At 69.1% G+C, this 19,781-nt stretch carries 21 protein-coding genes; 17 read left to right on the top strand and 4 right to left on the bottom strand.

Annotated elements, in window-relative coordinates; genetic code table 11:
- Window positions 1–76 precede the first annotated feature (76 nt).
- From BLP95_RS13400 to BLP95_RS13375, 6 genes are read left to right on the top strand one after another with little or no spacing between them, the layout of a single operon-like run.
- Complete coding sequence (locus BLP95_RS13400) at window positions 77–2,872, top strand: monovalent cation/H+ antiporter subunit A (protein ID WP_089680201.1); 2,796 nt, start codon at window positions 77–79, stop codon at window positions 2,870–2,872.
- Window positions 2,872–3,210: a Na+/H+ antiporter subunit C gene (locus BLP95_RS13395; protein WP_089680199.1), complete on the top strand. Its 339-nt coding sequence runs from the start codon at window positions 2,872–2,874 to the stop codon at window positions 3,208–3,210. The genes BLP95_RS13400 and BLP95_RS13395 overlap by 1 nt, the downstream gene beginning before the upstream one ends.
- A complete protein-coding gene (locus BLP95_RS13390; protein ID WP_089680197.1) occupies window positions 3,207–4,730 on the top strand; it encodes a monovalent cation/H+ antiporter subunit D in 1,524 nt (507 codons plus the stop codon). The genes BLP95_RS13395 and BLP95_RS13390 overlap by 4 nt, the downstream gene beginning before the upstream one ends.
- Window positions 4,727–5,233 (top strand): Na+/H+ antiporter subunit E, encoded by a 507-nt coding sequence (locus tag BLP95_RS13385; RefSeq protein WP_089680195.1) that lies wholly within the window; start codon window positions 4,727–4,729, stop codon window positions 5,231–5,233. Before BLP95_RS13390 ends, BLP95_RS13385 begins: the two co-directional genes overlap by 4 nt.
- Window positions 5,230–5,499: a K+/H+ antiporter subunit F gene (locus BLP95_RS13380; protein WP_089680193.1), complete on the top strand. Its 270-nt coding sequence runs from the start codon at window positions 5,230–5,232 to the stop codon at window positions 5,497–5,499. Before BLP95_RS13385 ends, BLP95_RS13380 begins: the two co-directional genes overlap by 4 nt.
- Window positions 5,496–5,873 (top strand): Na+/H+ antiporter subunit G, encoded by a 378-nt coding sequence (locus BLP95_RS13375; protein WP_245678761.1) that lies wholly within the window; start codon window positions 5,496–5,498, stop codon window positions 5,871–5,873. Before BLP95_RS13380 ends, BLP95_RS13375 begins: the two co-directional genes overlap by 4 nt.
- A gap of 8 nt (window positions 5,874–5,881) precedes the next feature.
- Here BLP95_RS13375 and BLP95_RS13370 read toward each other — a convergent pair whose 3' ends face one another.
- Window positions 5,882–6,073: a hypothetical protein gene (locus tag BLP95_RS13370; RefSeq protein WP_089680191.1), complete on the bottom strand. Its 192-nt coding sequence runs from the start codon at window positions 6,071–6,073 to the stop codon at window positions 5,882–5,884.
- Between the two features lie 200 nt (window positions 6,074–6,273).
- Here BLP95_RS13370 and BLP95_RS13365 point away from each other — a divergent pair, with 200 nt between their 5' ends.
- From BLP95_RS13365 to BLP95_RS13360, 3 genes are read left to right on the top strand one after another with little or no spacing between them, the layout of a single operon-like run.
- Complete coding sequence (locus tag BLP95_RS13365; protein ID WP_089680190.1) at window positions 6,274–7,482, top strand: MFS transporter; 1,209 nt, start codon at window positions 6,274–6,276, stop codon at window positions 7,480–7,482.
- Window positions 7,479–7,604, top strand: a complete 126-nt coding sequence (locus BLP95_RS17190; protein ID WP_281187381.1) for a hypothetical protein — start codon at window positions 7,479–7,481, stop codon at window positions 7,602–7,604. Before BLP95_RS13365 ends, BLP95_RS17190 begins: the two co-directional genes overlap by 4 nt.
- A gap of 47 nt (window positions 7,605–7,651) precedes the next feature.
- Window positions 7,652–8,125, top strand: coding sequence for a LabA-like NYN domain-containing protein (locus BLP95_RS13360; RefSeq protein WP_089680188.1), 474 nt, complete (start codon window positions 7,652–7,654; stop codon window positions 8,123–8,125).
- A 49-nt stretch (window positions 8,126–8,174) separates the two neighbouring features.
- On the opposite strand, the gene BLP95_RS13355 is transcribed toward BLP95_RS13360, so the two are convergent.
- Both BLP95_RS13355 and BLP95_RS13350 read right to left on the bottom strand, forming a co-directional pair.
- Window positions 8,175–8,552 carry a group I truncated hemoglobin gene (locus BLP95_RS13355; RefSeq protein WP_089680186.1) on the bottom strand — a complete coding sequence of 126 codons (378 nt, stop codon included), beginning with the start codon at window positions 8,550–8,552 and terminating at the stop codon, window positions 8,175–8,177.
- Window positions 8,553–8,774: 222 nt separating this feature from the next.
- Window positions 8,775–9,653, bottom strand: a complete 879-nt coding sequence (locus BLP95_RS13350) for a helix-turn-helix transcriptional regulator (RefSeq protein WP_089680184.1) — start codon at window positions 9,651–9,653, stop codon at window positions 8,775–8,777.
- 125 nt (window positions 9,654–9,778) lie between these two features.
- Between BLP95_RS13350 and BLP95_RS13345 the strand changes: the two genes are divergently transcribed.
- From BLP95_RS13345 to BLP95_RS13310, 8 genes are all read left to right on the top strand, one after another.
- Window positions 9,779–10,483, top strand: a complete 705-nt coding sequence (locus BLP95_RS13345; protein ID WP_089680182.1) for an ABC transporter permease — start codon at window positions 9,779–9,781, stop codon at window positions 10,481–10,483.
- Window positions 10,480–11,205, top strand: coding sequence for an ATP-binding cassette domain-containing protein (locus tag BLP95_RS13340; protein WP_089680180.1), 726 nt, complete (start codon window positions 10,480–10,482; stop codon window positions 11,203–11,205). The genes BLP95_RS13345 and BLP95_RS13340 overlap by 4 nt, the downstream gene beginning before the upstream one ends.
- Window positions 11,206–11,261: 56 nt before the next feature.
- Window positions 11,262–12,098 carry an ABC transporter substrate-binding protein gene (locus BLP95_RS13335; RefSeq protein WP_218118545.1) on the top strand — a complete coding sequence of 279 codons (837 nt, stop codon included), beginning with the start codon at window positions 11,262–11,264 and terminating at the stop codon, window positions 12,096–12,098.
- 278 nt (window positions 12,099–12,376) lie between these two features.
- Window positions 12,377–13,546 carry an isovaleryl-CoA dehydrogenase gene (locus tag BLP95_RS13330; protein ID WP_089680178.1) on the top strand — a complete coding sequence of 390 codons (1,170 nt, stop codon included), beginning with the start codon at window positions 12,377–12,379 and terminating at the stop codon, window positions 13,544–13,546.
- A gap of 10 nt (window positions 13,547–13,556) precedes the next feature.
- A complete protein-coding gene (locus BLP95_RS13325; protein WP_089680177.1) occupies window positions 13,557–15,164 on the top strand; it encodes a carboxyl transferase domain-containing protein in 1,608 nt (535 codons plus the stop codon).
- Window positions 15,165–15,179: 15 nt separating this feature from the next.
- Window positions 15,180–16,028, top strand: a complete 849-nt coding sequence (locus BLP95_RS13320; RefSeq protein WP_089680175.1) for an enoyl-CoA hydratase-related protein — start codon at window positions 15,180–15,182, stop codon at window positions 16,026–16,028.
- Window positions 16,025–18,076: an acetyl/propionyl/methylcrotonyl-CoA carboxylase subunit alpha gene (locus BLP95_RS13315; RefSeq protein WP_089680173.1), complete on the top strand. Its 2,052-nt coding sequence runs from the start codon at window positions 16,025–16,027 to the stop codon at window positions 18,074–18,076. Before BLP95_RS13320 ends, BLP95_RS13315 begins: the two co-directional genes overlap by 4 nt.
- A gap of 4 nt (window positions 18,077–18,080) precedes the next feature.
- Window positions 18,081–18,980 (top strand): hydroxymethylglutaryl-CoA lyase, encoded by a 900-nt coding sequence (locus BLP95_RS13310; protein ID WP_089680171.1) that lies wholly within the window; start codon window positions 18,081–18,083, stop codon window positions 18,978–18,980.
- A 159-nt stretch (window positions 18,981–19,139) separates the two neighbouring features.
- On the opposite strand, the gene BLP95_RS13305 is transcribed toward BLP95_RS13310, so the two are convergent.
- On the bottom strand, window positions 19,140–19,775 hold the full coding sequence (locus tag BLP95_RS13305) for a hypothetical protein (RefSeq protein WP_176760294.1): 636 nt from the start codon (window positions 19,773–19,775) through the stop codon (window positions 19,140–19,142).
- Window positions 19,776–19,781: the final 6 nt, after the last annotated feature.

Genomic DNA, 19,781 nt, shown 5'->3' with positions numbered 1-19,781 from the left:
AACCCGGCGCCTGCCCTAGCCGGCGCGGTCGCTATAGTGTGGGAAGCGACCACTGCCGGACAGGGAGGCGAGTCTGATGCCGCTGGCGCTGATCATCCTGCTGCCCCTGACGGGGGCCTGCCTGCCCGCCCTGATGCGGGGCCAGTCGTCGCGCCTGCTGGCCGCGGTGGCCGCCATCCCCGCCACCCTGACCCTGCTGATCCTGCTGAGCTGGCTGCCGCACATGGCGGCCGGCGGCGAGGCCGTGGTCCAGCGGCTCGCCTGGCTGCCCTCGCTGGGCCTCGACATCGCCTTCCGCCTCGACGGCCTGGGGCTGCTGTTCGCCCTGCTGATCACCGCCATCGGCTGCCTGATCCTGCTCTACGCCCGCTACTACTTCGAGGGCAGCGCCACCTCGGCGCGCTTCTTCACCCTGATCCTGCTGTTCATGGCGGCGATGCTGGGCATCGTGCTCTCCGAGAACCTGCTGTTCATGCTGGTGTTCTGGGAGCTGACCAGCCTGGTCTCCTTCCTGCTGATCGGCTACCACACCCACGACCACGCGGCGCGCCTCGGCGCCCGCATGTCGCTGGTGATCACCGGTGGCGGCGGCCTGGCGCTGCTCGCCGGCGTGGTGCTGCTGGGCGAGGCCGCCGGCAGCTACGAGCTCTCCGCGGTGCTGGCGGCGGGCGAGCGCCTCCGCGACCACGAGCACTACGCGCTGATGCTCAACCTGATCCTGCTCGGCGCCTTCACCAAGTCGGCCCAGTTCCCCTTCCACCTCTGGCTGCCCCACGCCATGACGGCGCCGACGCCGGTTTCCGCCTACCTGCACAGCGCGACCATGGTCAAGGCGGGGCTGTTCCTGGTCGCCCGGCTGCACCCGGCGCTGGGCGACACCGCACCGTGGTTCCACCTGGTCACCCTGACCGGCATGCTGACGCTGATGGTGGGCGCCTTCGTGGCCATGTTCATGCACGACATGAAGGGGCTGCTGGCCTACTCCACGGTCTCCCACCTGGGGCTCGTCATGCTGCTGCTGGGGCTGGGCACCCCCATGGCCGTGGCGGCGGCGCTCTTCCACCTGGTGTGCCATGCGCTATTCAAGGCGCCGCTGTTCATGATGGCGGGCTACGTGGATCGCGCCACCGGCACCCGCGACATGCGCCGGATCAACGGCATGTGGCGCTTCATGCCGGCACTGATGGGGCTCTCGGCCGTCTCCGCCGCCGCCATGGCCGGCCTGCCACTGATGAGCGGCTACCTGAGCAAGAAGATGCTGTTCGCCGAGAGCCTGCAGGTCACGGCCCCCGACTGGGCGGTGGTGGTGATTCCCCTCTGGGTGACCCTGGCCGCCCTGTTCTCGGTGGCCTACTCGATCCGCATCTTCCACAACGTCTTCTTCAACGGCCGACCGATCGACCTGCCGGTGTGGCCCCCCACCTCGCCGCGGGCGGCGGCGCTGTCGCCCATCGCGCTGCTGACCCTGGCCACCCTGCTGGTGGGGCTCGCCCCGCAGGCCTTCTACGCCGGCCTGGTCCACCCCGCCTTCGCCGCGGCACGCCAGGCCATGGTCACGCCCTACGACATCGCTGCCCTCGGGGGCCGGGTGCCGATGCTGATGAGCCTGTTCGCCCTGGCCGGCGGCGTGCTCTTCTACCACTGGCGCGACCCGCTGTTCCGCCTCCACGCGCGGCTGCCCCAGGTCGACGCCAAGGAGATCTTCGACTGGCTGATGCGCCGCACCATCGCCCTCTCCCAGCGCCGCGTCTTCCAGCTCGAGAACGGCTCGCTGCAGCGCTACCTGACCTTCATCATGGCCACCGTGGTGGTGCTGGTGGGGCTCGCGCTCGGTGGCGTGACCCACTGGCACGGCGGCGCGGCACTCTCCCCGCTCGACCCGCTGACCCTGCTGGCCGCCGTGCTGCTGTGCCTCTCCGCCATCGGCGTGGTGGTCTTCCACCACCATCGCCTGCCGGCGCTGCTGCTGCTGGGGGTCAGCGGGCTCTTCGTCACCGTCACCTTCGCCCGCTTCTCGGCCCCCGACCTCGCCCTGACCCAGCTGATGGTGGAGGTGATGGCGGTGGTGATCATGATGCTGGCGCTCTCCTTCCTGCCGCAGACCTCGCCCCGGGGCTCGACCCGGCTGCGCATGGGCCGTGACCTGGCCATCGCCGGGCTGATGGGCGTCGGCGTGGCGGCCTTCAGCTTCGCCATCCTGACCCGCCCCCAGCAGACGATCGCCGACTTCTTCCTGGCCAACAGCGTGCCCGGGGGTGGCGGCAGCAACGTGGTCAACGTCATCCTGGTGGACTTCCGCGGCTTCGACACCCTGGGCGAGATCACCGTGCTGGGCATCGCCGCGCTGGCGGTGTTCGCCTTCACCCGCGACCTGCACCTCAAGGAGCGGGTGGTCGAGACCAACCCCGCCCACTGGGTCGCCGAGCCATACCCCATCATGCTGCGCACCGTGGCACGGCTGGTGCTGCCCATCGCCCTGCTGGTCTCGGCCTACATCTTCCTGCGCGGCCACAACCTTCCTGGCGGCGGCTTCATCGCCGGGCTGATCACCGCGGTGGCGCTGACCCTGCAGTACATGGCCGGCGGGCTGGTGTGGGCCCAGGCGCGCATGCTCACCGCCTTCCGGCCGCTGATCGGTGCCGGCGTGCTGATCGCCACCGCCACCGGCCTCGGCAGCTGGCTGTTCGGCTTCCCCTTCCTCACCTCGGCCCATGGCCACCTGCACCTGCCGCTGGTCGGCGAGGTCGAGCTGGCCACAGCCATGCTCTTCGACCTCGGCGTCTACGCCACCGTGGTCGGCGCGACGCTCTTGATCCTGGCCAACCTCGGCAAGCTGATGACCGTGGCCGGCCCCGGCGAGGAGATCGGCTGATGGAACTGCTCTACGCGCTCACCCTCGGCGTGCTCACCACCTGCGGCGTCTACCTGCTGCTGCGCGCCCGCACCTTCACGGTGATCCTGGGGCTGACGCTGCTCTCCCATGCGGTCAACCTCTACCTGTTCGCCTCGGGGCGCCTGGTCGCCGGGGCCCCGGCCATCGTCGGCCTGGCGGAGCGCGCCGCGGATCCCCTGCCCCAGGCCCTGGTGCTCACCGCCATCGTCATCGGCTTCGCCATGACCGCCTTCGTGGTGGTGCTGGCCCTCAAGGCCGCGGTGGAGCTGCGCAACGACCATGTCGACGGCGAGAACCCCGACGAGGACCGCGCATGAACCATGCCCTGATCCTGCCCATCCTGCTGCCGCTGATCACCGGGGCCGGCCAGCTGCTGTTCTACCGCGCGCCCTTCCCCCTGCAGCGCCTGCTGGGCTTCGCCAGCACCGCCTGGCTGGTGCTGCTGGGCATCTGGGCCCTGGCCACGGCGGGCTCGGGGGAGCACCTGCTCTACCAGCTGGGCGACTGGCCGGCCCCCTTCGGCATCGTGCTGGTGCTCGACCGCCTGGCCGCCGTGATGCTGGCGCTGACTGCGGTGCTGGGGCTGTGCTGCCTGATCTACGCCAGCGGCGGCACCGACCGGCGCGGCGCCCACTTCCATGCCCTCTTCCAGTTCCAGCTGGCCGGCCTCAACGGCGCCTTCCTCACCGGCGACCTGTTCAACCTCTTCGTGTTCTTCGAGATCCTGCTGATCGCCTCCTACGCCCTGCTGCTCCACGGCGGCGGCCGCGCCCGCAGCCGCGCCGGGCTGCACTACGTGATCATCAACCTGGCGGGCTCGGCGCTGTTCCTGATCGCGCTGGGCACCCTCTACGGCCTCACCGGCACCCTCAACATGGCCGACCTGGCGCTGCGCGTGGCCGAGGCCCCGCCCGAGGACGCCCCGCTGCTCGCCGCCGCCAGCCTGATCCTGCTGGTGGTGTTCGGCATCAAGGCGGCGATCCTGCCGCTGTTGTTCTGGCTGCCACGGGCCTACTCGGCCGCCAGTGCCCCGGTGGCCGCGCTCTTCGCCATCATGACCAAGGTCGGGGTCTACGCCATCCTGCGGGTCTTCCTGCTGGTCTTCGCGCTGGGCGAGTCCCCCGTCGCCGCGACCGCCTGGGGCTGGCTGTGGCCCCTGGCGCTGCTGACCCTGGCGCTGGGCGGCATCGGGGCGCTGGGCTCGGACAGCCTGCGCACCCTGACCGCCTACCTGGTGATCCTCTCGGTGGGCACTCTGCTGGCCACCATCAGCCTGGTGACCCCGGCCGCCCTGGGCGCCGCGCTCTTCTACCTGATCCACAGCACCGGCATGGCCGCGGTGTTCTTCCTGCTCGCCGACCTGCTGGGCCAGCAGCGCGAGTCGGGCTACGACCGCTTCGCGGCGACCGGCCCCATCGGGCATCGCTGGCGGCTGGGCACGCTGTTCTTCGTCGCCGGCATCGCCATGGCGGGGCTGCCGCCCTTCGGCGGCTTCGTCAGCAAGGCGTGGATCCTCCAGGCCAGCGCCGCCGAACCGCGGGCGCTGTGGCTATGGGGGATACTGCTGGCCTCGGCGCTGCTGGTGATCATCGCCATCAGCCGCACCGGCAGCAGCTGGTTCTGGCGCCCGGGGGAGATGGCCAGGCCCTATCCGCTGCGTCCCGGGCTGCTCACCCTGGTGGCCACCATGGTCGGCCTCAACGGCGCCCTGGCGGCCTTCGGCGAGCCGGTGATGGGCTACCTCGCGCTGACCGCGGAGCAGCTGCTCGACCCCCACGCCTACATCGACGCCGTGCTGCCGGATGCCCGCGCCGCCGTCCAGGAGGTGTCGCCATGACGCCATCCGCCCGCCGCTGGCTACACTGGCTGCCGCACCCGCTGTTCTCGGTCTTCCTGGCGCTGCTGTGGCTGCTGATGGTCAACGAGGTCAGCGTGGCCCATGCCCTGCTGGGCCTCGCCCTGGGGGTGGCCATTCCCTTCGTGACCCACGGCTTCTGGCCCGAGGAGGCGAGGATCCGTCGCCCCCTGCCGCTGCTGCGCTACCTGCTGGTGCTGCTGGTGGACATCCTGCGCTCCAACCTGGTGGTGGCGCTGCGCATCCTGCGCCCTGCCCGCCACCTGAAGCCGGGCTTCTTCACCTATCCGCTCGCCCTGGAGGACGACTTCGCCATCACCATCCTGGCCAGCACCATCTCGCTGACGCCGGGCACCGTGTCGCTCCACCATGACGCGAAGGCCAATACCCTGCTGGTGCACGCCCTGCACCTGGAGGACGAGGCCGAGGCCATCGCCGCCATCCGTGAACGCTACGAGAAGCCGCTCGAGGAGATCTTTCGATGATCGCCGTGGTGATACCCGTCGCGATGGCGCTGTTCGCCGTCGCCGCCCTGCTCAACCTCTACCGGCTGGCCGTGGGCCCGGACATCGTCGACCGGATCCTGGCGCTGGACACCCTGATGATCAACAGCATCGCGCTGATCGTGCTGGCCGACCTGCGCATGGGGCTCGGCGTGCTCTTCGAGCTGGCCCTGCTGATCGCCCTGATGGGCTTCGTCGGCACCGTGGCCATGAGCAAGTACCTGCTGCGGGGGGACGTCATCGAATGACCAGCATCGACATGCCGTGGCTGCTGCAGCTCGTGGTCGCCCTGTTCCTGCTGTTCGGCGCCCTGGTGGCGCTGATCGGCTCCTGGGGCCTGGCCAAGCTGCCCGACTTCTACACCCGCCTGCACGGTCCCACCAAGGCCAGCACCCTGGGGGTCGGCTGCACCCTGATCGGCTCGCTGCTCACCTTCAGCTATCAGCAGGACGGCATCTCGGTGCAGGAGGCGCTGGTGACGATCTTCCTGTTCGCCACCGCCCCGGTCAGCGCCCACATGATGGGCAAGGCCGCCCTGCGTCGGCGACTGCCGGGCGTGGCCGGCACCCGCCACCTGCCCGGGGATCGGCCACCGGGGGAAGGTGGCCATGGCGATGGGTGAAGGCGCCCTCAGCAGCGCCCCTTCTTGGCCTGGCCCGGCGGGCAGAAGTAGCCGCCGTGGGAGCGGGAATGATAGCCACCGCGATCGTCGCCGATGACGATCAGCGGCTCGGGGTCGATGCGGGCCGGGGTATAGCTGCAGCCGGTCAGCATGGTCGCCGCGAGGACGAGGGCAAAGGGGAGAAACGCGCGCCGGGACATGAATCCTCCTTGATCGTGGTGTGGCGTGACGCCGCGCATTCTAGCCAAGCCGGCAACCTCGGCACATGTGGCGCGTCGGCGACGCCGCTGTCGCCATAAAGAGACGCTAGCCAGCCAGTCGGCATCGGGCGATAGTGGCACCTATTAGCCTGCAAACCGCACCCATGGCTGCCACTTACCCCCACAAGAACGGAACGACGATGGATTCACTGCGCCGCCACTCCCTGATGATCCTCGTGCTCGGCAGCCTGGTGGTGACCCTGGCCATGGGCCTGCGCCACGGCTTCGGGCTCTTCCTTGAGCCCATGAGTGCCGAGCTCGGCTGGGGCCGCGGGGTCTTCGCCTTCGCCCTGGCCATCCAGAACCTGCTGTGGGGCCTCTCCCAGCCCTTCGCCGGCGCCCTCGCGGACCGCTTCGGCGCTGCCCGGGTGGTGGTGGCCGGGGGGGCGCTCTACGCGCTGGGACTGCTGTTCATGGGGCTCTCGGAGTCGGCGCTGGGCATGACGCTCTCCGCCGGGGTGCTGATCGGCCTGGGGCTCTCCGGCACCACCTTCTCGGTGGTGCTGGGTGCGGTGGGCCGCGCCGTGGCCCCGGAGAAGCGCAGCATGGCCATGGGCATCGTCAGCGCCGCCGGCTCCTTCGGCCAGTTCGCCATGCTGCCCGGCACCCTGGGGCTGCTGGAGTGGCTCGGCTGGTCGGCGGCGCTGCTCGCCATGGCCGCCATCGGCGCCCTGATGCTGCCGCTGGGGCTGATGCTGCGCGACCGCCCCTCGGCCAAGGCCGCCAGCGACATCAGCCTGGGGGCGGCGCTCAACGAGGCCGCCAATCATCGCGGCTTCTGGCTGCTCTGCCTGGGCTTCTTCGTGTGCGGCTTCCAGGTGGTGTTCATCGGCGTGCACCTGCCGGGCTACCTCTACGACAACGGCATCGCCGTCCAGGTGGGCAGCACCACCCTGGCGCTGATCGGCCTGTTCAACATCGCCGGCACCTATACCGCCGGCTGGCTGGGTGGCCGCTATGCCAAGCCCCGACTACTGAGCGGCATCTACCTCACCCGGGCGCTGGTCATCAGCCTCTTCCTGATGGCACCGCTGAGCCCCGCCAGCACCTATATATTCGGCATCGCCATGGGCCTGCTGTGGCTCTCCACGGTGCCGCTCACCAACGGCATCGTCGCCTCGGTGTTCGGCGTGCAGCACCTCTCCATGCTGGGTGGCATCGTCTTCCTCTTCCACCAGCTCGGCTCCTTCATGGGGGTCTGGCTGGGCGGGCTGCTCTACGACCTGCAGGGCGACTACGACGTGGTCTGGAAGCTCGCCATCCTGCTCGGGGTGGTGGCCGCCGCGCTGCACTGGTGGATCAGCGAGGCCCCGGTGACGCGCGGCGTGCCCCGGGAGGCGCAGGCATGAGCCGTCGACTGGCCCTGCGCCTGACCGCGGCGCTGGTCACCGCCGCCGCCCTGGCGCTGGTATGGTGGGGCTGGCACCGTCTCGACGGCGCCCTGCTGCTGCTCGGCAGCCGCCTGTGCTGACCGCCAGGCCCGTCCCGCTGCCACCCTCCTGCCAAGAGAGTCCCGTCATGCAGAGCGTACTGCTGCTGGTGGATGTGCAGAACCTCTACTACACCGCGCGCCACGCCTATGGGCGCCATATCGACTACAACGCCCTGTGGGCCCGGGCCACCCGGGATCGCCGGGTGGTCAAGGCGCTGGCCTATGCCATCGATCGCGGCGACGCGAAGCAGCGCCAGTTCCAGAACATCCTGCGCGGGATCGGCTTCGAGGTGAGGCTCAAGCCCTTCATCCAGCGGGCCGACGGCTCGGCCAAGGGCGACTGGGACGTGGGCATCACCCTGGACGCGGTGAAGCATGCCGACGACGTCGACGTGGTGGTGCTTGCCTCCGGCGACGGAGACTTCGCGCTGCTGGCGGACGCCCTGCGCCAGGAGCATGGCGTGGAGGTCGAGGTCTATGGGGTGCCCGCCCTCACCGCCAGCGCCCTGATCCAGTCGGCCACGCGCTTCGTGCCCCTGGAGGGCGACCTGCTGATGTAGGGATGCCCGACGCCCTGAGGCGCCGGGCACGCGGCGCACGTCAGCTTCGTCAGACGTGCAGGATCTCGTCCTTGAGCGAGTAGGTGATGCCGAGCATCTCCTGGCGGGTCGGCTCGTCCACGCCATGGCGCTCCAGCACGCGCTGGATATCGTCGAGCACGGCCATGTATTCAACCTCGTTGACGTTCATGCCACGGTGCGCCTCCAGCATGTTCCTGCCGCGGTAGGTCGCCGGGCCGCCGCTGCCGGCGGAGAGGAAGTCGCGCAGGTGTCCCTTCAGCTCCTCGAAGTGGGCCGGGTCGTCCTTGGCCGGCAGGTAGCGGGCCTGGATGGCTGGGTTCTGCAGATGCGCCTCGACGATGTCTTCCACCAGGGCGGCGATGCCGCTGTCGCCGCCCAGGCGCTGGTACAGGGTTGTATCACTCATCTCACACCTCCCGACCCATCGGCGCCATGCTGATCAGGGTGGGGTTCTCCTTCGCGTCACCTTCCCTTCACGCCTTGCCTGCCATGGCATCCCGATCCGTAGCGCTGGGTCTCACTTGAGCGTGGCTCTCTATGCACCTGGGTCAAATGAAAAGCAGGCAACATCCCGGCGGATCGTCTTGCATCGGCCGCACCCGGCCCGAGGTCCGTGTCCGTATCTGTGTCAGGCGTTATAGACCACCCGGCCCAGTTCCTGGAGGTCGTAGCCGCCCAGTGCCTCGGCGCGCTCGATGAAGCGGGGCTCGCGGGCGAAGGCGAGCAGCCGCTGCACCGGCGGCTCGAAATAGCTGCGCCGGCGCAGGGCGAGGTCGAAGCACTCCTCATGCAGGGGCAGGAAGTCGAGCCCCTGGCGCCGGGCCGCCGCCTCCACCCCCACGCCCGCATCCGCCTCGCCCTGGCGCACCGCCAGGGCCAGGTCGTCCTCGGAAAGCGCGGGATGCGGCGCCCAGTCGAGGCGCTCCGCGGGCAGGCCGGCCCGGGAGAGCAGCCACTCCAGCAGCCGGCTCGCCCCGGCATCGGGCTGGCGGTGGGCGACGCGCACCCCGGGGCGCGCCAGGTCCGCCAGGCGCCGGATGCCCAGCGGATTGCCCGGCGCCAGCAGCAGGCCCTGACGCCGTATCGCCCAGCGCACCAGCACCAGGTCACGCATCCCGGCGAGCCCCAGGCGGGCCGGTTCGTTGTAGCGGCCGGTCTCGTCGTCCAGCAGGTGCAGCCCGGCCAGCATGGCCTGGCCGGCCAGCAGGCGGCGCACGCCATCGCCGCTGCCCTGGCAGAGTAGCGCCAGTTCGGAGCCGCTCTCGCGCACCGCCCACTCCAGCAGCGGGTCTTGGCTGCCGGCCAGCACCACCGGCACCGGGCGTGCCGAGGCCTGATCACCTTCCAGATGGTTCATCAGCCACAGGTCGATGCTCTGGCGCGGGAACAGCAGCTTGCCGGTCACCCGCACGCAGGGAAGCTCCCCCTGGCGAACCAGATCGTAGACCTTGCGCTCCTTGAGGCGCAGGTAGTCGGCCACCTCGGCGGTGGTCAGGTAGGCGTGCACGGCGACTCCTCAAGGGAAATAGCGACCGAAGGTGCATTCAGTGGCATATGGCTGCATGAATTCCATCGTTGGATGAAGTCTGCCTTGGTAACGCACAAGATGCCAGTTAACTGATGGAGACCCCCATGGCCAGCGACGCCGGCGCCTTCGCCACCGCCCTCGACCTGATCCTCGGCCTCGATCCCGACCTGCTGGGCATCGTGGCCCTGTCGCTGCGGGTATCGCTGACCGCCGTGGCGATCGCCACCCTGGTGGGCCTGCCGCTCGGCGCGGCGCTGGCGCTGTGGCGCTTCCCCGGCCACGGCGCCGTGGTGGTGGCCCTCAACGCCCTGATGGGCCTGCCGCCGGTGGTGGCGGGGCTGTGTGTCTACCTGCTCCTCTCCCGCGCCGGGCCGCTGGGCGAGCTGGGGCTGCTCTTCACCCCCACCGCCATGGTGGTGGCCCAGGTGGTACTGGTGCTGCCGATCATCGCCGCCCTGGCGCGCCAGCAGGTAGAGGAGCTGCATCACGAGTATCGAGAGCAGCTCACCTCCCTGGGGCTCTCACGGCTACGCATGATCCCCACCCTGCTGTGGGACGCCCGCCTGGGGCTGGTCACGGTGGTGCTCGCCGGCTTCGGGCGCGCCAGCGCCGAGGTGGGGGCGGTGATGATCGTGGGCGGCAACATCGACGGCGTCACCCGGGTGATGACCACCGCCATCGTGCTGGAGACCAGCAAGGGCGACCTGCCGCTGGCGCTGGGGCTGGGCATCGTGCTGCTGGGGCTGGTGGCGCTGGTCAACGCCGGCGCCTACCTGGTGGGCGAGACATCGCGGAGGAGGCTGGGATGAACGACATGGCCACCCCGACCCTCACCGGGACACCGCCGCTCGAGCTGCAGGGCGTCACCTTCACCCACCGTGGCCAGCGCCTGCTGGGCCCGCTGGACCTGCGCCTCACCGGCTGCCGACGCACCCTGGTGATGGGGCCCAACGGCGCCGGCAAGAGCCTGCTGATGCGCCTGGCCCACGGCCTGCTGGCCCCCTCGGCGGGCCGGGTGGACTGGCAGGGGCGCACCCCGCGCCAGGCGATGGTGTTCCAGCGCCCGGTGCTGCTCAAGCGCTCGGCGCTGGCCAACCTCACCTACGCCCTGGCGGTGAACGGCACGCCACGCCCCGAGCGACGCACCCGCGCCCGCGAGGCGCTGGAGCGCTTCGGCCTGGCGGCGCTGGAGAAACGCCCGGCACGGGTGCTCTCCGGCGGCGAACAGCAACGCCTGGCGCTGGCCCGGGCCTGGCTGCTCGACCCCGAGGTGCTGTTCCTCGACGAGCCCACCTCGGCGCTGGACCCCGCCGCCATCCAGGCGGTGGAGGATGCGGTGCAAGAGTTCCATCGCCGCGGCACGCGCATCCTGATGAGCAGCCACGACCTGCACCAGGCCCGGCGCCTGGCGGACGAGGTGCTGTTCCTCAACGCCGGGCGGCTGATCGAGCACGGCGACGCCGCCACCTTCTTCACGGCCCCCGCCTCGAGGGAGGCGCGGGCCTTCATCCGCGGAGAGCTGGTGCTCTAGCCCGGCGCTCCGAATCCCACCGGCACTCCATGTCCCGTCATAACAAGGAAGCGACCATGCACCACAAGACACGCATCGCCCTCACCGCCATCGGCATCCTGGGGCTCTCGATGGCCGCCCAGGCCCACGCCCAGGGCAGCGAGAGTGAGGATGGCGAGAAGTACATCACCCTGGCCTCCACCACCTCCACCGAGAACTCGGGACTGTTCGACGCCATCATCCCGCAGTTCACCGACAAGACCGGCATCGAGGTGCGCGTGGTGGCCGTGGGCACCGGCCAGGCCTTCGAGATCGCCCGCCGCGGCGATGCCGACAGCCTGCTGGTCCACGACACCGCCGGCGAGGAGCGCTTCGTCGAGGAGGGCTACGGCACCGAGCGCGCCAACGTCATGTACAACGACTTCGTGATTATCGGCCCCGGCGGCGACCCGGCCGGCATCGCGGATGCCGAGACCGTCGCCGAGGCGCTGCAGCTGATCGCCGAGGCCGAGGCGCCCTTCGCCTCCCGCGGTGACGACAGCGGCACCAACCGCGCCGAGCTGCGCCTGTGGGAGGCCGCCGGCGTCGAGCCGGGCGGCGAGTGGTACCGCGAACTCGGCAGCGGCATGGGCCCCACCCTCAACACCGCCGCCGGCATGGACGCCTACGTGATGAGCGACCGCGCCACCTGGGTGGCCTTCGAGAACCCCCAGAACCTAGAGCTGCTGTTCGAGGGCGACGAGGCCCTCTTCAACCAGTACGGCAGCCTCCTGATCTCCGAGGAGCGCCACCCGCACCTCAAGCACGATCTGGCCGAGCAGTGGCACCAGTGGCTGCTCTCTGCGGAAGGCCAGCAGGCCATCGGTGACTTCACCGTGAACGGCCAGCAGCTGTTCTTCCCCAACGCCGAATAACCCTTTCCCACCCTCTCCTCACTTGGGGCGACCATCGGGCCGCCCCTTTTTTGGTCTCGCCGGGCCTGCCTCGCCCTCCGCCCTTAGCCTCTACACCATTCGTCGAACACGGCGCCAGCTGCACTTTACGTTAACGTAAACCTATCCTAGTCTTGTGCCATCACGGTTCACTACCCCCGACTGGCCGACGTGTGCGCCACCGTCGCGCCCGCCAGCTGGCGGCATGAACGGCGCCACCGCCCACGATCAGCACGCACGAGAAGAACGGAGTTCCGCCCATGCATACGCCCTACAAGCCCCTCGACTTCGGCCTCGACGAAGAGCTCAACATGCTGCGCGAGCAGGTCAACGCCTTCGCCCGCGACGAGATCGCCCCGCGCGCCGCCGAGATCGACGAGAAGAACGAGTTCCCCAACGACCTCTGGCAGAAGTTCGGCGACATGGGCCTGCTCGGCATCACCGTCTCCGAGGAGGATGGCGGTACCGGCATGGGCTACCTGGCGCACTGCATCGCCCTGGAGGAGATCTCCCGGGCCAGCGCCTCGGTGGGCCTCTCCTACGGCGCCCACTCCAACCTCTGCGTCAACCAGCTCAAGATCAATGCCAATGCCGAGCAGAAGGCCAAGTACCTGCCCAAGCTGATGAGCGGCGAGCACGTCGGGGCGCTCGCCATGTCCGAGCCGGGCGCCGGTTCCGACGTGGTCTCCATGAAGCTGCGCGCCCGCAAGGAGGGTTACAAGTACATCCTCAACGGCAACAAGATGTGGATCACCAACGGCCCCGACGCCGACGTGCTGGTGGTCTACGCCAAGACCGACCCCGAGGCGGGCTCCAAGGGCATCACCGCCTTCATCATCGAGAAGGGCATGCCCGGCTTCTCCACCGCCCAGAAGCTCGACAAGCTGGGCATGCGCGGCTCCAACACCTGCGAGCTGGTGTTCGAGGACTGCGAGGTGCCGGAAGCGAACGTGCTCGGCGAGGTCGGCAAGGGCGTACGCGTGCTGATGAGCGGCCTGGACTACGAGCGCACCGTGCTGGCCGCCGGCCCCATCGGCATCATGCAGGCCGCCATGGACATCGTGGTGCCCTACGTCCACGAGCGGAAGCAATTCAACCAGTCCATCGGCGAGTTCCAGCTGGTGCAGGGCAAGATCGCCGACATGTACACCACCCTGAACGCCTGCCGCGCCTACCTCTATGCCGTGGCGGCCGGCTGCGACCGCGGCCAGACCTCGCGGAAGGACGCCGCCGGCGTGATCCTCTACTGCGCCGAGAAGGCCACCCAGGTGGCGCTGGACGCCATCCAGCTGCTGGGCGGCAACGGCTACATCAACGAGTACCCCACCGGCCGCCTGTTGCGCGACGCCAAGCTCTACGAGATCGGCGCCGGCACCAGCGAGATCCGCCGCATGCTGATCGGCCGCGAGCTGTTCAACGAGTCCAAGTAAGGGGTTACCGATGGCCACTCTGAGCACCCAGATCAACCCGCGCAGCGAGGGCTTCCAGGCCAACGAGGCGGCGATGCGCGCCGAGGTGGCGAAGCTGCGCGAGCTGACCGCCGCCATCGCCCAGGGCGGCGGCGAGAAGGCCCGCGCCCGCCACGAGAGCCGCGGCAAGCTGTTCGTGCGCGACCGCATCGACCACCTGATCGACGAGGGCTCCCCCTTCCTGGAGTTCTCGGCGCTGGCCGCCCATGAGGTCTACGACTCCGCGGTGCCCGCCGCCGGCGTGGTCACCGGCATCGGCCGCGTCTCGGGCGTCGAGTGCGTGATCGTCGCCAACGACGCCACCGTCAAGGGCGGCACCTACTTCCCGCTCACCGTGAAGAAGCATATCCGCGCCCAGGAGATCGCCCGCAAGCACCGCCTGCCGTGCATCTACCTGGTCGACTCCGGCGGCGCCTTCCTGCCCCGCCAGGACGAGGTCTTCCCGGACCGCGACCACTTCGGGCGCATCTTCTACAACCAGGCCACCCTCTCCGCCGAGGGCATCCCGCAGATCGCCGTGGTGATGGGCTCCTGCACCGCCGGCGGCGCCTATGTGCCGGCCATGGCCGACGAGTCGATCATCGTGCGCGAGCAGGGCACCATCTTCCTGGGCGGCCCGCCCCTGGTGAAGGCCGCCACCGGCGAGAGCATCAGCGCCGAGGACCTGGGCGGCGCCGACGTCCACGCCAAGAAGAGTGGCGTGGCCGACCACTACGCCGAGAACGACGCCCACGCCCTGCAGCTGGCCCGCGCCAGCGTCTCGCGGCTCAACTGGCAGAAGCGCGGCCAGCTCAGGATGCAGGAGCCCAGGGCCCCGCGCCTCGACCCGGGCGAGCTCTACGGCATCGTCGGCACCGACCTCAAGAAGCCCTACGACGTGCGCGAGGTGATCGCCCGCATCGTCGACGACTCCGACTTCGACGAGTTCAAGCGCTACTACGGCGACACCCTGGTCACCGGCTTCGCGCATATCCACGGCTACCCGGTGGGCATCGTCGCCAACAACGGCGTGCTGTTCTCCGAGTCCGCGGTCAAGGGCGCCCACTTCATCGAGCTGTGTGCGCAGCGCAAGATCCCGCTGATCTTCCTGCAGAACATCACCGGTTTCATGGTGGGCTCCAAGTACGAGCACGAGGGCATCGCCAAGCACGGCGCCAAGCTGGTCACCGCGGTGGCTTGCGCCAAGGTGCCCAAGTTCACCGTGCTGATCGGCGGCAGCTTCGGCGCCGGCAACTACGGCATGTGCGGCCGCGCCTACGACCCCAACCTGCTGTTCATGTGGCCGAATGCGCGCATCTCGGTGATGGGCGGCGAGCAGGCGGCGGGCGTGCTGGCCCAGGTCAAGCGCGAACAGATCGAGCGCGAAGGCCGCGAGTGGTCGGCGGAGGAAGAGGAAGCCTTCAAGGCGCCCACCCGCGAGCAGTACGAGCATCAGGGCCACCCCTACTACGCCAGCGCCAGGCTGTGGGACGACGGGGTCATCGACCCCGCCCAGACCCGCGACGTGCTGGGCCTGTCGCTCGCCGCGGCCATGAACGCCGAGGTCGAGGAAACGAAATTCGGCGTGTTCCGGATGTAAGGGAGGACTTCCACCATGGCAACACAAGAGACCTTCTCCCGGCTGGAGCTCGACGAGCGCGGTGTCGCCTGGCTGACGCTGGAGCGCCCCGAGGTCCATAACGCCTTCGACGACCACCTGATCGCCGAGCTCAACGCTCATCTGGAGCGGCTGCATGCCGCTGCCGCCTCCGGCGAGGTGCGCGTGGTGGTGCTGGGCTCCGAGGGCAAGAGCTTCTCCGCCGGGGCCGACCTCAACTGGATGAAGCGCATGGTCGAGTACGACCTCGACGGCAACCTGGCCGACTCGCGCAAGCTCTCCGCCCTGATGCACGGCCTCGACACCCTGCCCTGCCCCACCCTGTGCCGCGTGCAGGGGGCCGCCTTCGGCGGCGCCGTGGGCCTTGCCGCCTGCTGCGACATCGTCGTCGCTTCCGAGAAAGCCAGGTTCTGCCTCTCCGAGGTGAAGATCGGCCTCTCCCCGGCGGTGATCAGCCCCTATGTGCAGCGCGCCATCGGCTCGCGCCAGATGCGCCGCTACGCGCTTTCCGCCGAGGTGATGGACGCCCCCACCGCCCTGGCCCTGGGCCTGGCCCACCAGGTGGTCGCGCCTGAGGCGCTCGACGACGCCGTGTCCGCCATGCTCGAGACCCTGCTGGCCGGTTCGCCCCAGGCCCAGCGCGCCACCAAGGCGCTGCTCGCCGAGGTCGCCCGGGCCCCCGATTCTGATGCCACCCGCGAGCACACCTGCACGGTGATCAGTGAGCTGCGCGTCAGCGATGAAGGCCAGGAGGGCCTGGCCAGCTTCTTCGAGAAGCGCCGCCCCGCCTGGACCCAGCCCTCTGCGCCACACGACCGTCCTTCCGACGCGGAGCCCCGCTCATGACTACCGATCCGAACAAGTTCGACACCCTGCTGGTCGCCAACCGCGGCGAGATCGCCTGCCGGGTGATGCGCACCGCCCGCGCCATGGGCCTGCGCACCGTGGCCGTCTACTCCGACGCCGATGCCAACGCCCGCCACGTGCGCGAGGCCGACGAGGCCGTGCGCCTGGGCCCCGCCGCCGCCCGCGACAGCTACCTCAAGGTCGAGGCGGTGATCGAGGCCGCGCGCCGCACCGGCGCCGGCGCCATCCACCCCGGCTACGGCTTCCTCTCCGAGAACGGCCCCTTCGTGGACGCCCTGGAGAGGGCCGGCATCACCTTCGTCGGCCCGCCCGCCTCGGCCATCGCCGCCATGGGCGACAAGTCCGCCGCCAAGGCGCGCATGCACCACGCCGGCGTGCCGCTGGTGCCGGGCTACCACGGCGACGACCAGGACGACGCCCTGCTCAAGGCCGAGGCCGACAAGATCGGCTACCCGGTGCTGCTCAAGGCCAGCGCCGGCGGCGGCGGCAAGGGCATGCGCGTGGTGGAATCCGCCGCCGACTTCCAGGCCGCCCTCGACGGCTGCCGCCGCGAGTCCCAGGCCGCCTTCGGCGACCAGCGCATGCTGATCGAGAAGTACCTGACCCAGCCGCGCCACGTCGAGGTCCAGGTGTTCTGCGACAGCCACGGCAACGGCGTCTACCTGTTCGAGCGCGACTGCTCCGTGCAGCGCCGCCACCAGAAGGTGCTGGAGGAGGCCCCGGCCCCGGGCATGACCGCCGAACTGCGCCGCGAGATGGGCGAGGCCGCGGTGCGCGCCGCCCGCGAGATCGGCTACGTGGGTGCCGGCACCGTGGAGTTCCTGCTGGATGCCGACGGGTCGTTCTACTTCATGGAGATGAACACCCGCCTGCAGGTGGAGCACCCGGTCACCGAGATGATCACCGGCCAGGACCTGGTGGAGTGGCAGCTGCGCGTGGCCATGGGCGAGCGGCTGCCCCTGGCCCAGGACGAGCTGACCATCACCGGCCACAGCTTCGAGGCGCGCCTTTACGCCGAGGACCCGGAGCAGGACTTCCTGCCCGCCACCGGCACCCTGACCCGCTTCGCCCTGGACCTGGAAGGCGCCGGCCTGGATGCCGACAAGGTGCGCCTGGACAGCGGCGTGGAGAGCGGCGACGCCGTCTCCATGCACTACGACCCGATGCTCGCCAAGCTGATCGTCCATGGCGCCGACCGCGACCAGGCGCTGGCCACCCTCAACCGCGCGCTGGCCGCCCTCGACGTGCAGGGCGTGGTCACCAACCGCGCCTTCCTGCAGCGCCTGGCCACGCACCCCGCCTTCAAGGGCTGCGAGCTCGACACCCGCTTCATCGAGAAGCACGAGGCGACCCTGTTCGCCCCACGCGAGGTCACCACCGAGGCCTACGCCGCCGCGGCGCTGATCGGCCTCAAGCAGCTCTCCCGGGAATGCGAGAGCGACTCCCCCTGGGACCGCCACGACGGCTTCCGCCTCAACGCCCCCCACACCATCCGCCTCGCGCTGTGCGCCACCGGCCATGACCTGACCCGCGCCCAGGCGCCGGACGCCGAGGACGTGGTGATCGTGGAGGGCCGCCGCGAGACCGACGCCGATCCCTGGCAACTGGTGATCGGTGACGAGACCCTCACCGCGCGCATCCAGCACCTGGAGGGCGACGCCGTGGCGGTCACCCTCAACGGCCACCGCCGCCGCCTGCAGGCACGCCTGGCCGACAACGGCGTGGTGGTGATGGCCGACGCCGCCGGCGAGACCCGCCTGTTTTGGCGCCGCATCGACGCCATCGACCACGGCCAGCACGAGGCGGAATCCACCCTCACCGCGCCCATGCACGGCACCGTGGTGGCGCTGCTGGTGGAGCCGGGCCAGAAGGTGGAGAAAGGCATGCCGCTGATGGTGATGGAGGCCATGAAGATGGAGCACACCATGGCCGCCCCCGCCGATGGCCACGTGGAGAGCTTCCACTTCGCCGCCGGCGACACCGTGGGCCAGGGCGACGTGCTGCTCGAATTCGCCGCGGAGGAGTAAGACGATGGCATTCCCGAAACACGTCCGCCTGGTCGAGGTCGGCCCTCGCGACGGGCTGCAGAACGAGCCCGAGCCGATCACCACCGCCACCAAGCTGGCACTGATCGACCGCCTGGGCGCGGCCGGCATCCGCTACATCGAGGCGGCCAGCTTCGTCTCGCCCAAGTGGGTACCGCAGATGGCCGACCATCGCGAGGTGATGACCGGCATCACCCGCCGCGACGGCGTGACCTACGCGGCGCTGACCCCCAACCTCAAGGGGCTGGAAGCGGCGCTGGAGTGCGGCGTCGAGGAGGTCGCGGTGTTCGGCGCCGCCTCCGAGGCCTTCTCCCAGAAGAACATCAACTGCTCGGTGGCCGAGTCCCTCGCCCGCTTCGAGCCGGTGCTCGAGCGCGCACAGCAGGCCGGCGTGCGGGTGCGCGGCTACGTCTCCTGCGTGCTGGGCTGCCCCTACGAGGGCGAGATCGCCCCCGCCAAGGTGGCCGAAGTGAGCAAGGCGCTCTATGAGATGGGCTGCTACGAGGTGTCGCTCGGCGACACCATCGGCGTGGGCACCCCTCTCAAGGCCAAGCGCATGCTCGAGGCGGTGAGCCACGAGGTGCCCATGGCCCAGCTCGCCGCCCACTTCCACGATACCTACGGCCAAGCGCTGGCCAACCTCTACGCGGTACTGGAGGAAGGCATCGCGGTGGTGGACAGCTCCGTCGCCGGCCTCGGCGGCTGCCCCTACGCCAAGGGCGCCTCCGGCAACGTGGCCAGCGAAGACGTGATCTACCTGCTCAACGGCCTCGGCATCGAGACCGGCATCGACCTCGACGCCCTGGCCGCCACCGGCACCTGGATTACCCAGGCCATCGGTCGGCCCAACCGCTCCAAGGTAGGGGTGGCGTTGGCCGCCAAGTAATCGCAACGCCCACAAACAAAGCCCCGAGCCAGGTGACTGACTCGGGGCTTTGTTTGTGGGCGGTTTAACGCCGCCAACACGCGCAGCTTTGTAGTGGAGGCGAAGCCGCAACGAAAAAGCTGTCGCCGTGCTTGGCTTTGTTACGAGTCATTAGCCACACTACTCCGTATCCGTAAACTCAGGGTCATACTCAATTCGAACAGGGAGATCTGTCATTGCATAGTGGACGAGTTGTTGACCCAGTTCGGTTAACTCATATTGATCTTCTTCATCGAATGCTGATTTCATTGGCTTTGGCCCACTGCCGCGTGATTTCTTCTGAGGCCGTTTTTGAATGAAATTGCCATGATAATCGGTTTCGCGATGTTGTCGTACAACCCCACCCGTGCTTAAGTCACGGAATAGTAATTTGTACAGATCAGCATCTGCAGAATCCTCCCGGACTTTGCCCTTCCCAATCTTTCGCCATATCTCTCCACGAGTAATGCCTGCTGAGTTATAAACTGCAGCGATTACCCGAAAATGCAGCTCTGAGTAGAGTTTTATCCAGTCAATGAAGAGACGGACAACATCGTCACTAGACACCTCTGACGCAGCAGCATTGGCGAGGATATTTCTGATATATTCCCTCTTGTCTTCGCTTTCAGCACCTGACCATTCTCGGAATGTTTTCTTGAGAAGCGATTGGTATTCTCTGCTTTCGATGCGATCTTGGATTTTTTCGTCTTGCAAATCGAGCCGGGCCATTATTTCGATGATGGTCTGTTCTTTTTCCTTTAGCTCGTCCTCAAGCATCCTTAC

The sequence above is a fragment of the Halomonas shengliensis genome (genome assembly GCF_900104135.1).
Lineage (GTDB): Bacteria > Pseudomonadota > Gammaproteobacteria > Pseudomonadales > Halomonadaceae > Halomonas > Halomonas shengliensis.
This window is presented reverse-complemented; position numbering and strand designations above follow the sequence as displayed.